Source organism: Achromobacter sp. K91, from assembly GCF_003576205.1.
Lineage (GTDB): Bacteria > Pseudomonadota > Gammaproteobacteria > Burkholderiales > Burkholderiaceae_B > Achromobacter > Achromobacter aegrifaciens.
The window spans coordinates 13,320-26,937 of the sequence record NZ_QWFB01000034.1; the positions used below are offsets into that span (position 1 = coordinate 13,320).

Consider the following 13,618-nt stretch of genomic DNA (forward strand, 5'->3'; position numbering starts at 1 on the left):
TAAAGTGATATGCAAAAGTGTACCGGTACTGTACCGACAACTATGCGTAGAGTGACAGCAATGCCGAAAACCCGCAATAGCGGATGGGCGCGATGCCCGCGGCGTTCCCCTACCTTGGTGGCTGCGATGACCCGTCCCGCTTTCTATCCGACCTCCCAGGCTGCGCCTGGCGCCCCCGCTGGGCTATGGGAGGGGTACGGCTATGGTTTTCTGGGAGTGCTGGTCTTTTCCCTGACGCTGCCCATGACGCGCCTGGCGGTCGGCGAGCTGGCGCCGCTGCTGGTGGGACTGGGCCGCGCGCTGCTGGCGGCCGTGCCGGCGATTGCCGTGCTCTGGCTGACGCGCGCCCGCCGGCCCAACCGCGAGGAATGGCCCGGCGTGATCCTGGCCGCCCTGGGCATCGTGGTGGGCTGGCCGCTAGCGTCCTCGCTCGCCATGCAGACCGTGCCCGCGTCGCAGGGCGCCGTCTTCAATGGGCTGCTGCCCCTGTCGACCGCGGCCTTTGCCGCGCTGCGCAGCGGTGAGCGCCCCTCGCCCGCCTACTGGGCCTGGGCCGTGCTGGGCGCCGCGCTGGTGACGGCCTATGCGCTGCGCCAAGGCGAAGGCGCCCTGCAGACGGGCTATCTGTGGCTGCTGCTGGCCGTGTTGCTGGGCGGCCTGGGCTATGCCGAAGGCGCGCGCGCTTCCCGCACGCTGGGCGGCGGGCGCACCATCTGCTGGGCCCTGGTGATCAGCGCACCCGTGGTGGCCGCGCCAGTCGGCTGGATGGCGGCGCAGCAGGCCAGCTGGCCCAGCGCCCCGGTGATCTACGCCAGCGCCTATCTGGCGCTGGGATCGATGTTCCTGGGCTTTTTTGCCTGGTATCGCGGCCTGGCCGTGGGCGGCATCGCCCGGGTCGGCCAGGTGCAGTTGCTGCAACCGTTCCTGACGGTGGTGGCGGCCGCATTGTTGTTTGGCGAATCGGTGGAACCGGCGACGTATGTCTTCGCCGCTGCCGTGATCGCCGTCATCGCCGGCGGACGCCGCGCCATCGTCAGGACCAAAGAATGAATCTGCTCCCCTCCAACTGGGCCGACGTGCCTCTGATGTCCCTGTCCTTGCTGGGCCCCCTGGCCATGTTCGCGCTGGTCAGCTCCATTACGCCCGGACCCAACAACGTAATGCTGGCCTCGTCCGGCCTGAATTTCGGCTTCCGCCGCAGCGTGCCGCATCTGCTGGGCGTGAACCTGGGCTTCACCTTCATGATCTTCCTGGTCGGCATCGGACTGGGCTCGGTGTTCCAGCAGGTGCCGCAGTTGTACACCGTGCTGAAGTACGCGGGCGCGGCCTATCTGCTGTACCTGGCGTGGAAGATCGCGAATTCAGGTGAAATGGACGACGGCGAGACGCGCGGCAAGCCGTTCACCTTCCTGCAGGCCGCCGCCTTCCAGTGGGTCAACCCCAAGGCCTGGGTCATGGCCGTGGGCGTGATCGCCACCTACACCCCGCAGAACGGCTTCTTCGCCAATCTGGTCATCGCCACCGTAGTCTGCGGCATCGTCAACCTGCCCAGCATCGGCATCTGGGTGACCTTCGGCACGGCGCTGCGCCGCGTGCTGCACAAGCCCTGGGCGATCCGCGCCTTCAATGTCGGCATGGCGCTGCTGCTGGTAGCGTCGCTGTATCCGGTCGCGCTGGAGATGCTGCACTGACGCGGCCCTCAGGCCAGCAATCCCACAACCACGGCGGGCGTGACCAGCACATTGAACAGGCCCGCCATCACCATCACCAGGCCCGCGACGGCGCCCTCATCGGCCGCCAGCTCGCGGGCCTTGGCCGTTCCGGCGCCATGCGCACCCATGCCGAACAACGCGCCGCGCGCCAGCGCCGAGCGCAGCGGCAGCCAACGCCGCATCAACTGGCCCATGGCCGCGCCGAACACGCCCGTAACGATCACGAAGACGGCGGTCAGGTCCGGCACGCCGCCCACGTGCGACGACACGGCCACCGCGAACGGCGTGGCCACCGAACGCGGCAGCAGGCTCAGGCGCAGGTCCGGCGACAGGCCCAGCAAGCTGCCCAGCATCCAGGCGCTGGCGCCTGCGATCAGGCTGCCCACCGCCACGCCCGCCACCAGCACGGGCCAGTAGCGGCGGATCAGCGCGCGCTGTTCATACAAGGGCAGCGCGAAGGCGACGATGACCGGCCCCAGCATTGCCATCAGCCAGTGCGACCCCGCCATGTAGTCCCGGTAGCCGGTGTGCAGCGCAAGCGCAAGCGCCAGCAACAGCGCGGGCGCCACCACCAGGGTCGACGTGCACCAGTAGGCGTAGCGCCGGTAGAACAGGCGCGCGCAGACATAGGCCAGCACCGTCGCGGCGGGCCAGAACAACAAGTTGAAATCAGCTGGCATGGCGGTTCATCCAGCGGTAGCAGAGATCGATGGTCAAGGCCGTGCCCGTCATCACCAGGGCCGTGCCCAGCAGGATGACGGCCAGCAGCTTCAGGCCCAGCACGCCCAGGAATTCGCGGTGGTCCAGCAGCGACATGACGGCCGGCACGAAGAACAGCAGCATCTCGCCCAGCAGCCAGCTGGCGCCGCGATGCACGTTGCGCACCCGCAGGCGGCGCGTGGCCAGCAGCAACAGCACCAGCGCCATGCCGATGACGCCGCCCGGCACGGGCAGCCCCAGCAACTGGGCCAGCGCCTGACCCAGCAGGGAGAAGAGGACCAGCAGGCAGATTTGCAGCACGCGGCTGCGGCGCAGCTTGCTGCGTAGAAGAATGGCGAGACGTGGGCGAGACATGAGACGAAGTTCCTGCGGCAAGCAGATGTTTTACGCCTGCGGCGCCCATAGATAAAATGAATTCATTGAATTCAGCCCATTCCAATAAGGCATAAAAATGGAACTGCGTCCCCTGCGCGCCTTGGTCGAAGTGGTCCGCCAGGGCGGTTTCTCCCAGGCCGCCAAGACCATCTTCGCGACCCAGCCCACCGTGAGCAAAGCGGTGCGGCAGCTGGAAGACGAACTGGGCATGCCGTTGCTGGACCGCCACGCCCAGCCGCCGCGGTTGACCGCCGCCGGCGAAATCGTCTACCGCCGAGCCGTCGCCATGCTGGCGCAGCGCGACGATCTGCACGCCGAGCTGGACGAACTGAAGGGGCTCAAGCGCGGCGTGCTGCGCCTGGGCCTGCCGCCGCTGGGCAGCAGCACGCTGTTCGCACCCATGTTTGCGCGCTTTCGCAGCCGCTATCCGCAGATTGAAATCAGTCTGGTGGAACACGGCAGCCGCCGGCTGGAGGAAATGGTGATGGCCGGCGAGATCGAACTGGCCGCCTCGCTCAAACCGGTGCCCGACATCTTCGAATGGAAGCCCGTGGCGCGCGAGCCGCTGGTGGCGCTGATGCCGGCCGACCACCCCAAGGCGCATGCTGAAACCGTCGGGCTGAGCGACTTGCGGGACACGCCTTTCATTCTGTTCGAGACGGGCTTCGCCCTGAACCGCATCATCCACGACGCCTGCCAGCGCGCCGGCTTCGCCCCTGCCGTTGCCGCGCGCAGCGGCCAGATCGATTTCATCGCGGCGCTGGTGGCGGCCGGCCTGGGGGTGGCCTTCCTGCCGCGCCTGAAGGCCCGCGAAGAGCTGCACGCCGGCGTGGCGCGGGTGCCGCTGCGCGATGCCGGCACGGACTGGGAGATGGTGCAGGTGTGGCGGCGCGGCGGTTACCTGTCGCATGCCGCCCAGGCCTGGCTGGCCCTGACCCGCGAAGTCCATCCCGAAGTATGCTGATGCCGGAACCCAGCCGCCTCGCCCGGGTCAGATAATCCATGCCAGCCTTCCCCCGCCTCTCTCCCCGCCGCCTGTTCGCAGTTGCCCTCTTGGCCGGCGCCAGCGTCGTCGGCTGCACCCAGCTCGATTCCTGGCAGCGGCAGACCATTTTCTCCCCCCAGTCCGAACCGCAAACATGGTGGCGCGAACCCGCCGCCGGCACCCAGGTTTACGACCTGACGCTGGCCGGCGGCGACAAGGTGCGCGCCTGGTACTGGCAAAGTCCCCAAGCCGGCGCGCCCACCGTGCTGTACCTGCATGGCGCACGCTGGAACCTGAACGGCAGCGCCTTCCGCATCGACGGCTGGACGCGCATGGGCTATTCCGTGCTGGCTATCGACTACCGCGGCTTCGGCGCCTCGACCCCGCGCCTGCCGTCCGAGGAAAGCGCGCTGGAAGACGCAATGGCCGGGTTGAAGGAGCTGGCCCGCATCCAGCCCGATCCGGCGCGCCGTTTCATCTACGGCCACAGCCTGGGCGGCGCGATCGCGATCGACCTGGCCGCGCGCCCCGAACAACCGGCGTTCGCCGGCCTGATCGTGGAATCCAGCTTCACCAGCATCGGCGCGATGCTTGCCACGCTGCGCTGGGGCAAGGTGCCCGGCGCCAGCCTGCTGGTCACGCAGCCGTTCGCCTCGGTGGAAAAGCTTGCGCGCATGCACACGCCCATGCTGTTCATGCACGGCACCGCCGACCGCGTGGTGCCGCACACCATGAGCGACGAGCTCTACGCCGCCGCCAGCAACGTCGCGCCCGAGCTCAAGCGCCTGGTCAAGATCGAAGGCGCCTCGCATTCCGGCGCCTTCCGCAGCGGCGCGCAGTATGAAACCGCAGTGAAGACTTTCATGCAGGACGCGAGCCGCGCGTATCCGCGCAAGGCAGGCTGACAGCCCTCCGCGTCGACGCGGCAGGCTCGGACTGCCTGCCCATGCCTCCTTAGCGCGCTTCCCTTTCGTGACCCGCCCCGCGGAAAGACACGCGCCGCGCTGGCCCCACGCCGAAAGCAATGCCCTCTTGGGAAATCCCCCGGGTTGACCCGCCCCGGGAAATCCCCGAATCAAAATATCTTCTAAATATATTTATCAGATATTAGACTTTGCACCTGCTCGCCGCTCCGCCATTGAAGCGACGGCATCTTGAGGAGAAGCCAGTTGAGTAACGTGCATTGGCAGGGCGTCTTCCCTGCCGTAACGAGTAAGTTCCATGCCGACGAGACCCTCGACTTCGAGGCGATGCGCAAGCACTTCGGCTTCCTGATCGACAACGGCGTACACGGCCTGGTCACCTGCGGTTCGCTGGGCGAAGCCAGCACCCTGACCCTGGAAGAAAAGCTGGAAGTGACGCGCTGCGCGGTGGAAGTCAGCGGCGGCCGCATTCCGGTCCTGGCCAACGTGTCCGAGACCAGTACCCGCGAAGCGCTGCGCTTCATCAAGGCCGCCGTGGAACTGGGCGTGGACGGCTTCATGCTGATGCCCTCGCTGATCTACGTGGCGGACTCGCGCGAAGCGATGCAGAGCATCCGCACGATGGCCGAGGCCGCGCAGAAGCCCTGCATGATCTACAACAACCCGGTCGCGTACCGCGTGGATCTCAAGCCCGAGCACATGGCCGAACTGGCCGACTGCAAGTGGCTGGTCGCCATCAAGGAAAGCAGCGACGACGTGCGCCGCCTGACCGACCTGCGCAACGCGCTAGGCACGCGCTATCAGCTGTTCATCGGCGTGGACGACCTGTCGTTCGAGGCGCTGGCGCTGGGCGCGGACGGCCTGCTCGCCGGGCTGGTCACCGCCTTCCCGCGCGAAACCGTGGCCCTGTACGACCTGATGAAGGCCGGCAAGTGGCAGGAAGCGCTGGCGCTGTACCAGTGGTTCACGCCGCTGTTGCACCTGGATGTCTCGACCAAGCTGGTGCAGAACATCAAGCTGGCCGAGACCCTGGCCGGCGTGGGCAATGAGCACGTGCGCCGCCCGCGCCTGCCGCTGGCCGGCGCCGAACGCGAACGCTGCGTCGCCATCATCCAGGCCTCTCTGGCCAAGCGCCCCGCGCAGTACCAGTCGAAGTAAGGCCGGGCTCCGGAAGAAGCACGAACCTCCTGGCGCGTGGCGGGACCGCGACGCGCCAGGGCCTGTCCCCAGCAAGCCCAACGGACATCATGCAAAGCGACATCATTCTTCAGACACGGGGCCTGAGCAAGGAATTCCGCGGCTTCGTGGCCGTCAACAACGTCGACATGAGCGTGCGCCGCGGCGCCATCCACGCGCTCATCGGCCCCAACGGCGCGGGCAAGACCACCTTCTTCAATCTGCTGACCAAGTTCCACATCCCGACGCGCGGCGAGATCCTGTACGACGGCGTGGACATCACGCAGGAACGCCCCGCGCAGACCGCGCGCCGCGGCATCGTGCGCTCGTTCCAGATTTCCGCCGTCTTTCCGCAGCTGTCGGTGCGCGAGAACGTGCGCGTGGCCCTGCAGCGCAAGCTGGCCGTGGACTATTGCTTCTGGCGGTCGGAACGCACGCTGGAAAGCCTGCACCACCGCGTCGAGGAACTGCTGGATCAGGTCGGCCTGCGCACGCACCTGGACGTGGCCGCGGGCGACCTGCCCTATGGCCGCAAGCGCACGCTGGAAATCGCGACCACCCTGGCGCTCGAACCCGAGCTGCTGCTGCTGGACGAACCGACGCAAGGCATGGGCCACGAGGACGTGGACCGGGTCAAGCATCTGATCAAGCAGGTCAGCGCGGGCCGCACCATCCTCATGGTCGAACACAACATGAAAGTGGTGGCGGACATCTCCGACACCATCACCGTGCTGCAGCGGGGCGAGATCCTGGCCGAAGGCCCCTACGCGACCGTATCGGAAAACCCGGCGGTGCGCGAAGCCTACATGGGAGCCGAAGATGAATGAAGCCGCCGCAGCCTCCAGCATGCTGGAGATCCGCAACCTGCACGCCTGGTACGGCGAATCGCACATCCTGCACGGCATCGATCTGGACGTGAAGCCCGGCGAATGCGTGACCCTGCTGGGCAGGAACGGCGCGGGCCGCAGCTCCACGCTGAAGTCCATCCTGGGCCTGGTGGGCCGGCGCAGCGGCTCGATCAGGATCCAGGGCCAGGAGACCGTCGGCCTGCCGCCCCATAAGATCGCGCGCCGCGGCATCGGCTATTGCCCTGAAGAGCGCGGTATCTATGCATCCTTGACCGCCGAGGAAAACCTCATGCTGCTGCCCTCGGTGGGGCCGGACGGCATGTCGGTGGCAGAGATCTACGACATGTTCCCCAACCTGAAAGAACGCGCGCACAGCCCCGGCACGCGCCTTTCGGGCGGCGAACAGCAGATGCTGGCGATGGCGCGCATCCTGCGCACCGGCGCCCGCCTGCTATTGCTGGATGAAATCACGGAAGGCCTGGCCCCCGTCATCGTGCAGTCCCTGGGTCGCGTGATCCGGCAATTGAAAGAGCGCGGCTACACCACCGTGCTGGTCGAGCAGAACTTCCGTTTTGCCCAGCACCTGGCCGACCGCCATTACGTCATCGAGCACGGCCAGGTGGTGGCGGTGATAGACCGCGCCGAAGTCCAGCAATCGCAGGACAGGCTGAACGCCCTGCTCGGCATTTGAGTTTTCCAGACGCATTCCTTCCGACCGCAGTCCCCTTCCTACACGGAGCGTAGTCAGATGAAATTGAATCGAATCTCAGCAGCGCTGTTCGCCATCGGCATGATCGGCGCCGCCCAGGCCCAGACCAAGGTCAGCGATGACGTGGTCAAGATCGGCGTCCTGACCGACCTGTCCGGCGTCTATTCCGACCTGGCCGGCAACGGCTCCGTGATCGCGGCCCGCATGGCCGCCGAGGAAATGGGCAACAAGGTGCTGGGCAAGCCGGTGGAAGTGGTTTCCGCCGACCACCAGAACAAGCCCGACGTCGCGGCCAACCTGGCCCGCGAATGGTTCGACCAGGGCAAGGTCGACATGATCACCGACTTCCCCACCGCGTCCACCGCGCTGGCGGTGATGGAAATCGCCAAGCAGAAGAACCGCGTGACCATGCCGTCGGCGGGCCTGTCCACCGCGATCCTGGGCGAAAAGTGCTCGCCGTTGAACGCCCAATGGACCACCAACACCTACGCCCTGGCCGCCGGCACCGCGCGCGCGCTGGTCAAGGAAGGCAAGAAGAGCTGGTACTTCATCACCGCCGACTACACCTTCGGCCACTCGCTCGAAAAGGACGGCACCGAAGTCATCCAGGAGAACGGCGGCAATGTGGTGGGCGTGTCGCGCCATCCCTTTCCCGGCAACGACTTCTCTTCGTTCCTGCTGAAGGCGCAGGCCTCCAAGGCGGACGTGATCGCGCTGGCCAACGCCGGCAACGACACGGTCAACGCGGTCAAGCAGGCCAACGAGTTCGGCATCAACAAGAAGCAGATCGTGGCGCCGCTGCTGACCTACATCTCGGATGTGCACAGCATGGGCCTGGCCAAGGCGCAGGGCATGTACCTGACCGAAGCCTTCTATTGGGACTATGACGACGCTTCGCGCGCCTGGGCCCAGAAGTTCTTTGAAAAGGCCAAGAAGATGCCGACCGCCTCGCAGGCCGGCGTGTATTCGGCCACGCTGTCGTACCTGAAGGCGATCGAAGCCGCCGGCACCGACGACGCACCCGCCGTGATGGCCAAGCTGCGCGAAATGACCATCAACGACGCCGTGATCCGCAACGGCAAGCTGCGCGCCGACGGCGCGCTGGTGCACGACATGCTGCTGCTGCAGGTCAAGACGCCCAAGGAGTCCAAGGCGCCGTGGGACTACTACAACGTGAAGTCGGTGCTCAAGGGCGAGGACGTATTCCCCAAGCCCCAGGCCGCGTGCTCGTTGAACAAGACCTGATGCCGCCACGCGCCGCACGCACAGCGTGCGGCGCCGGCTGCCATGGCCGCGGCGCACCGCCGCGCGCTTCCCGGAAATCGACGCGACACCTTTCCGCCCGCCGCCTACCATGTTCGACATCTCGCTTTCCGCCTTGCTCGCCCAACTGCTGGTGGGTCTGATCAACGGCTGCTTCTACGCCATCCTCAGCATGGGGCTGGCCATCATCTTCGGCCTGCTCAACATCGTCAATTTCACGCACGGCGCCCAGTTCATGATGGCGGCGTTCCTGGCCTGGATCGGCTTCACCCAGCTGCCGCAGTTGCTTGGGCCGGGCGTGCAGATCAACTTCTGGGCCGCGCTGATCCTGGCTCCCCTGCTGGTGGGGCTGGTGGGCGTCGTGATCGAGAAGACGCTGCTCAAGCGCCTGTACCACCTGGACCACCTGTACGGCCTCTTGCTGACCTTCGGCATCGCGCTGATGATGGAAGGCGGCTTTCGCTACTTCTACGGCATTTCAGGGGTGGGCTATGAGCCGCCCGAGGTTCTGCAGGGCGGCTTCGACCTGGGCTTCATGTTCCTGCCGGCCTATCGCGCGTTCGTGGTGGTGGCGTCCCTGGTGCTGTGCCTGGCCACCTGGTATCTGTTCGAACGCACCCGCCTGGGCGCCATGCTGCGCGCCGGCACCGAGAACCCCAGGCTGCTGCAGGCTTTCGGCGTGAACGTGCCAGTGATGATCACCCTGACCTACGGCTTCGGCGTGGCGCTGGCCGGCGTGGCCGGGGTGCTGGCCGCGCCCGTCATGCAGATCAACCCGCTGATGGGCTCGAACCTGTTGAACATCGTGTTCGCCGTGGTCGTGATCGGCGGGCTGGGCTCCATCATGGGCGCCATCGTCACCGGGCTGACGCTGGGCCTGCTGGAAGGGCTGACCAAAGTGTTCTATCCCGAAGCCTCGACGGTGGTCGTCTTCATCGTCATGGCGATCGTTCTGCTGACGCGCCCCGCCGGCCTGTTCGGCAAGGAGAAATAAGGTGCAGCGCATACCCTCCTCGATCCGCATCCTGGCGCTGCTGCTGGTGCCGGCCCTGCTGGTGCCGCTTTTCCCGCAGATCGTCTATCCCGTGTTCGTCATGAAGGTGCTGTGCTTTGCGCTGTTCGCGCTGGCCTTCAACCTGCTGACCGGTTTTACCGGCCTGGTGTCGTTCGGCCATGCCGCCTTCTTCGGCTGGGCCGGCTACGCGGCCGGCGAAATGATGATCCTGTTCGGCGCCCGCGGCCTGCCGCCCGAAATCGCCATCGCTTGCGGCGTGGCCATGGCCGCGGCCATCGGCTGGGCCATCGGCTGGCTGGCGATCCGGCGCACCGGCATCTATTTCGCGATGATCACGCTGGCGCTGTCGCAGGTGGCGTACTTCATGGCGGTGCAGGTGGGCTGGACGCGCGGCGAGGACGGCATGCAGGGCATCCCGCGCGGAAAGTTCCTGGGCCTGGTGGACCTGAGCGTGGACGCCAACATGTATTACTTCACGCTTGGGGTCTTCCTGCTGGGCTTTCTGTTCGTCTACCGGGTGATCCATTCGCCCTTCGGCCAGGTGCTCAAGACCATCCGGGACAACGCGCCGCGCGCCATATCGCTAGGTTACGATACAGACCGGTGCAAGCTGCTGGCCTTCGTGCTGTCGGCCTCGGTGGCCGGCCTGGCCGGTTCGCTGAAGGCGCTGGTGCTCCAGCTGGTTGCATTGAACGACGTTTCGCTCGCCACCTCCACCGAGGTGCTGCTGATGACGCTCCTGGGCGGCATCGGCACGGTATGGGGGCCGGTGGTGGGCGCGACGCTGGTCGTCAGCTTGCAGAACTATCTTGCCACCCTGGGCGACATCGTCACCATCGTCATCGGACTGATTTTCGTGTTGTGCGTGTCGTTCTTCCGGCGCGGATTCGTCGGCGAATGGCTGGCCTACACGCAGTGGCGCAAAACGAAGGAAAACAACAGTTGATGGCAGCAGCAGAATCCAAACGGCGCGCCGCCGATGTCGCCTACGACCAGATCGAAAGCATGATCGCCACGCTGCAATTGCAGCCGGGCAGCGCGGTCGTGGAAGCGGATCTGGTGGAAATGACCGGCCTGGGACGCACGCCGCTGCGCGAGGCGCTGCTGCGCATGGTGGCCGCCGGGCTGATACGCCAGGAACCGCGGCGCGGCCTGCGCGTGTCCATGATCCAGCTGGCAGACCACATGGACCTGATCCAGACCCGCCGGGCGCTGGAGCAGCTGATCGCGGCCAGCGCCGCGCGCCGCGCCACCCCGGCGCAGCGCAGCCAGATCGTGGATTGCGCGGCGCAGATGATCCAGGCGGCGGAAGGCGGCAATCTCGACAACTACATGCATGCCGACCAGATGCTGGACCACGTCTGCCACCAGGCCTGCCGCAACGCCTCGGCCGTGAATGCGGTGGCCCCTTTGATCATCCAGTGCCGCCGCTTCTGGTACGCCTACCAGCACGAGGGCGACATCGCCGAGGGCGCTCGCCGCCACATGCTGATGGCCGAGGGCATCGCCACCGGCAACGAGTCCGCGGCCATCAAGGGCGCGGACTCGCTGATGGACTACCTGGAGATGTTCACGCGCAAGGTGATTGACGCGTGACGGCCGGCGCGGCCTGCCCTTTGCGGCGGGCCAGCCACTGCAGGACCCGTGGCCGCGAGCGGTCATAGGCCAGGTTGTAGAGGAAGGCGTAGGGCAGATAGAACAGCACCAGCGCGATATCCAGCACAAAGGCCTGCCACAGGCTGATGTCTAGCCACCAGGCCGCCAGCGGGATCACGATCAGGATCAGGCCCAGCTCGAAGCCGAAGGCATGCACCACGCGCAGCCGCAGCGTGCGGGTCCAGCCCATGCGGTTCTCGATGCGGTCAAAGCCGGCGTTGTAGATCATGTTCCAGACCAGCGCGATCCAGGCGATCACTGCCGTCAGCACGCCCATTTCGAACAGGGACTTGCCCATGGCCCAGGCGGCCGCCGGGGCGCACAGGCCGATGGCGATGATTTCGAACAGAAAGGCGTGGAGGAAACGTTCTTTAATGGATTTCTTGGCTTGCGTCATGACCCACCTGCGGTCGGTTGATACTCAGTGGCAGGGATTCTCGACGATATTTCCGTTACCATAAAGATAGTTTTCATCGGAAAAACCGATAACATCGGACATCCCACCCATGCGCCACTCCCTGGAATCCCTGGCGGCGTTCGCCCAGGTCGCCTCCGAAGGCACGTTTTCGGCTGCCGCCCGCAAGCTCGGGAAAAGCCAGTCCACGGTCAGTGAAACCATCGCCAACCTGGAAGTGGACCTGAACGTGACATTGTTCGACCGCAGCCAGCGCCAGCCCGCGCTGACCGAAGCCGGCCAGGTCCTGCTGGGCCAGGCCCTGCAAGTGCTGGCTGCCAACGATCGGCTGAACCGCAGCGCCAGCCAGCTGGCCGAGGGCCTGGAGCCCCGGCTGACGGTGGTGCTGTCCGACACATTCCAGTCCGAGACCTTCGACACCATGCTCAGCCAGATCGACCGGCGTTATCCGGCGCTGCGCTTCGAATGCCTGATCGCGGAATACGAGGACGTGGTGGCGCTGGTGCAGCAGGGCCGCGCGCACCTGGGACTGATGGCCGCCCAGGACAGCTACCCGCCCGACGTGGCGCACGCGACGCTGGCGGAGCTGTCTGAGATCGTCCTGTGCGTGGGCCGCGGGCATCCGCTGGCCCAGCTGCCGCAGGTCACGCAAGACCAGCTGAAGTCCGAACGCGCGCTACGCCTGAGCACTTACGAGCTGGGCGACAAGGACGCCGAGCCTGCCTATGCGACCTGGTCGGCGCCCGGCTATCTGATGCTGCTGGAAATGGCCAGCCGCGGATTCGGCTGGACCGAGCTGCCGCGCTGGATGATCCAGCGCTTCGGCCAGGATCAGCTGGTGGAGTTGAAGTCGCCGGGCTGGCCGCGCCACATCCGCGTCGATGCGGTCTGGTCACGGCGGCGCGCGCTGGGACCTGCGGGCGCCTGGCTGCTGCAGAGCCTGACGGGCGGCTAGAGCCAGCCCGCGCCGCAACGACCTTGCAGCCGATCAGCGCGCCGTGGCCGGCAAGCGCGAGATATGCACCCCGTTGGCGTTGAGCCAGTCGCCCAGCTTGGGGCTGGCCAGCACGTCGAATTCCGCGCGGCGCTGGCGTGACATGGCGCAGCCGTCCTGGTTGCCCATGGCCGGATGGCACATGAGCAGGTCGCAGTCGCGCGCATTGAACAGCCAGTTCTGCAGCAGATCCGCATAGCGACGCTTGCCGCCTGCGAAACCATAGACGCCCAGCAGCCGGCGGTTGGTGCGCATGCCATCCTGGCGCGCTTGGCGCGCCAACGCCGCGGCGCCCAGCGCGCCGATGACACGCGCCTTGATGGCCTCCTTCATGGGAATGCCGAACTGCATGCCCGGCGCCGTCTGGCGCAGCCATGGCATACGGGCGCCGTAACGGCGCTTGAGCAGTTGCAGCAGGCGCTCGCGAATGCCGGGCAGTTGATGCACGTGCTGGTGACCGTCGACATAGTCGGGCGCGCGGCCGAACGCGGCCTCGAAGGCGTCGAACTGACGCTCCAGCTGCGCCTCGATCCACTCTCCGTCCAGCCTGCCCGTGTAGGCATTGAGGATCAGCCGGCTCAGCGTCGGCATGGGCTCGGCGCCGGGCATGAGCGATTCGGTGAAGTTCACATGCAGGCCGATATCCACGTTCAGCGGCGCCAGCCGCCTCGCATTGACCGCAAACGAAGGGCCCAGCGCGAGGCAGCTGACCGCGCTCAGGCGGCCCATGCCGGCCAGCGCAATCATGCCTTCATCGATGTCGGCATTCATGCCAAAATCGTCCCCGCAGACAACGATACGTTTGCTCATCGCTATACCTCTGACTT

At 66.3% G+C, this 13,618-nt stretch carries 16 protein-coding genes; 12 read left to right on the forward strand and 4 right to left on the reverse strand.

Annotated elements, in window-relative coordinates:
- Positions 1–126 precede the first annotated feature (126 nt).
- Positions 127–1,050, forward strand: coding sequence for a DMT family transporter (locus DXK93_RS17075; protein WP_119450677.1), 924 nt, complete (start codon positions 127–129; stop codon positions 1,048–1,050).
- Positions 1,047–1,691 (forward strand): LysE family translocator, encoded by a 645-nt coding sequence (locus DXK93_RS17080; protein ID WP_054458487.1) that lies wholly within the window; start codon positions 1,047–1,049, stop codon positions 1,689–1,691. The genes DXK93_RS17075 and DXK93_RS17080 overlap by 4 nt, the downstream gene beginning before the upstream one ends.
- An 8-nt stretch (positions 1,692–1,699) precedes the next feature.
- On the opposite strand, the gene DXK93_RS17085 is transcribed toward DXK93_RS17080, so the two are convergent.
- The gene (locus DXK93_RS17085) at positions 1,700–2,392 is read right to left on the reverse strand and encodes an LrgB family protein (RefSeq protein ID WP_054458486.1); all 693 of its coding nucleotides are present in this window, start codon (positions 2,390–2,392) and stop codon (positions 1,700–1,702) included.
- Entirely contained in the window at positions 2,382–2,786 is a 405-nt protein-coding gene (locus DXK93_RS17090) for a CidA/LrgA family protein (protein ID WP_054458484.1), read from the reverse strand. Before DXK93_RS17090 ends, DXK93_RS17085 begins: the two co-directional genes overlap by 11 nt.
- A gap of 97 nt (positions 2,787–2,883) precedes the next feature.
- Here DXK93_RS17090 and DXK93_RS17095 point away from each other — a divergent pair, with 97 nt between their 5' ends.
- The 9 genes from DXK93_RS17095 (at position 2,884) to DXK93_RS17135 (ending at position 11,322) form a co-directional block, all read left to right on the forward strand.
- On the forward strand, positions 2,884–3,771 hold the full coding sequence (locus tag DXK93_RS17095) for a LysR family transcriptional regulator (RefSeq protein ID WP_119450678.1): 888 nt from the start codon (positions 2,884–2,886) through the stop codon (positions 3,769–3,771).
- A 38-nt stretch (positions 3,772–3,809) separates the two neighbouring features.
- Positions 3,810–4,697 carry an alpha/beta hydrolase gene (locus DXK93_RS17100; RefSeq protein WP_119450679.1) on the forward strand — a complete coding sequence of 296 codons (888 nt, stop codon included), beginning with the start codon at positions 3,810–3,812 and terminating at the stop codon, positions 4,695–4,697.
- 264 nt (positions 4,698–4,961) lie between these two features.
- On the forward strand, positions 4,962–5,873 hold the full coding sequence (locus DXK93_RS17105) for a dihydrodipicolinate synthase family protein (RefSeq protein WP_119450680.1): 912 nt from the start codon (positions 4,962–4,964) through the stop codon (positions 5,871–5,873).
- Between the two features lie 89 nt (positions 5,874–5,962).
- Positions 5,963–6,718 (forward strand): ABC transporter ATP-binding protein, encoded by a 756-nt coding sequence (locus DXK93_RS17110; RefSeq protein ID WP_119450681.1) that lies wholly within the window; start codon positions 5,963–5,965, stop codon positions 6,716–6,718.
- On the forward strand, positions 6,711–7,430 hold the full coding sequence (locus tag DXK93_RS17115) for an ABC transporter ATP-binding protein (RefSeq protein ID WP_054458474.1): 720 nt from the start codon (positions 6,711–6,713) through the stop codon (positions 7,428–7,430). Before DXK93_RS17110 ends, DXK93_RS17115 begins: the two co-directional genes overlap by 8 nt.
- Positions 7,431–7,487: 57 nt before the next feature.
- Entirely contained in the window at positions 7,488–8,693 is a 1,206-nt protein-coding gene (locus DXK93_RS17120) for an ABC transporter substrate-binding protein (protein WP_054458472.1), read from the forward strand.
- Between the two features lie 109 nt (positions 8,694–8,802).
- Entirely contained in the window at positions 8,803–9,705 is a 903-nt protein-coding gene (locus DXK93_RS17125) for a branched-chain amino acid ABC transporter permease (protein ID WP_054458471.1), read from the forward strand.
- 1 nt (position 9,706) lies between these two features.
- Positions 9,707–10,672 carry a branched-chain amino acid ABC transporter permease gene (locus DXK93_RS17130; RefSeq protein WP_119450682.1) on the forward strand — a complete coding sequence of 322 codons (966 nt, stop codon included), beginning with the start codon at positions 9,707–9,709 and terminating at the stop codon, positions 10,670–10,672.
- The gene (locus tag DXK93_RS17135) at positions 10,672–11,322 is read left to right on the forward strand and encodes a GntR family transcriptional regulator (RefSeq protein WP_054458468.1); all 651 of its coding nucleotides are present in this window, start codon (positions 10,672–10,674) and stop codon (positions 11,320–11,322) included. Before DXK93_RS17130 ends, DXK93_RS17135 begins: the two co-directional genes overlap by 1 nt.
- Here DXK93_RS17135 and DXK93_RS17140 read toward each other — a convergent pair.
- A complete protein-coding gene (locus tag DXK93_RS17140; RefSeq protein ID WP_054458466.1) occupies positions 11,297–11,779 on the reverse strand; it encodes a multidrug/biocide efflux PACE transporter in 483 nt (160 codons plus the stop codon). The genes DXK93_RS17135 and DXK93_RS17140 overlap by 26 nt on opposite strands.
- A gap of 109 nt (positions 11,780–11,888) precedes the next feature.
- On the opposite strand from DXK93_RS17140, the gene DXK93_RS17145 reads away from it, so the two are divergent.
- A complete protein-coding gene (locus DXK93_RS17145; RefSeq protein WP_119450683.1) occupies positions 11,889–12,752 on the forward strand; it encodes a LysR family transcriptional regulator in 864 nt (287 codons plus the stop codon).
- Between the two features lie 33 nt (positions 12,753–12,785).
- On the opposite strand, the gene DXK93_RS17150 is transcribed toward DXK93_RS17145, so the two are convergent.
- Complete coding sequence (locus DXK93_RS17150) at positions 12,786–13,601, reverse strand: ChbG/HpnK family deacetylase (protein ID WP_054458462.1); 816 nt, start codon at positions 13,599–13,601, stop codon at positions 12,786–12,788.
- Positions 13,602–13,618: the final 17 nt, after the last annotated feature.

Bases quoted from the DNA above. Each gene is read 5' to 3' on its own strand.
- DXK93_RS17090 (WP_054458484.1), bottom strand. From the start codon at position 2,786: ATGTCTCGCCCACGTCTCGCCATTCTTCTACGCAGCAAGCTGCGCCGC.
- DXK93_RS17075 (WP_119450677.1), top strand. From the start codon at position 127: ATGACCCGTCCCGCTTTCTATCCGACCTCCCAGGCTGCGCCTGGCGCC.
- DXK93_RS17125 (WP_054458471.1), top strand. From the start codon at position 8,803: ATGTTCGACATCTCGCTTTCCGCCTTGCTCGCCCAACTGCTGGTGGGT.
- DXK93_RS17095 (WP_119450678.1), top strand. From the start codon at position 2,884: ATGGAACTGCGTCCCCTGCGCGCCTTGGTCGAAGTGGTCCGCCAGGGC.
- DXK93_RS17150 (WP_054458462.1), bottom strand. From the start codon at position 13,601: ATGAGCAAACGTATCGTTGTCTGCGGGGACGATTTTGGCATGAATGCC.
- DXK93_RS17110 (WP_119450681.1), top strand. From the start codon at position 5,963: ATGCAAAGCGACATCATTCTTCAGACACGGGGCCTGAGCAAGGAATTC.
- DXK93_RS17080 (WP_054458487.1), top strand. From the start codon at position 1,047: ATGAATCTGCTCCCCTCCAACTGGGCCGACGTGCCTCTGATGTCCCTG.
- DXK93_RS17115 (WP_054458474.1), top strand. From the start codon at position 6,711: ATGAATGAAGCCGCCGCAGCCTCCAGCATGCTGGAGATCCGCAACCTG.
- DXK93_RS17145 (WP_119450683.1), top strand. From the start codon at position 11,889: ATGCGCCACTCCCTGGAATCCCTGGCGGCGTTCGCCCAGGTCGCCTCC.
- DXK93_RS17140 (WP_054458466.1), bottom strand. From the start codon at position 11,779: ATGACGCAAGCCAAGAAATCCATTAAAGAACGTTTCCTCCACGCCTTT.
- DXK93_RS17135 (WP_054458468.1), top strand. From the start codon at position 10,672: ATGGCAGCAGCAGAATCCAAACGGCGCGCCGCCGATGTCGCCTACGAC.
- DXK93_RS17120 (WP_054458472.1), top strand. From the start codon at position 7,488: ATGAAATTGAATCGAATCTCAGCAGCGCTGTTCGCCATCGGCATGATC.
- DXK93_RS17100 (WP_119450679.1), top strand. From the start codon at position 3,810: ATGCCAGCCTTCCCCCGCCTCTCTCCCCGCCGCCTGTTCGCAGTTGCC.
- DXK93_RS17085 (WP_054458486.1), bottom strand. From the start codon at position 2,392: ATGCCAGCTGATTTCAACTTGTTGTTCTGGCCCGCCGCGACGGTGCTG.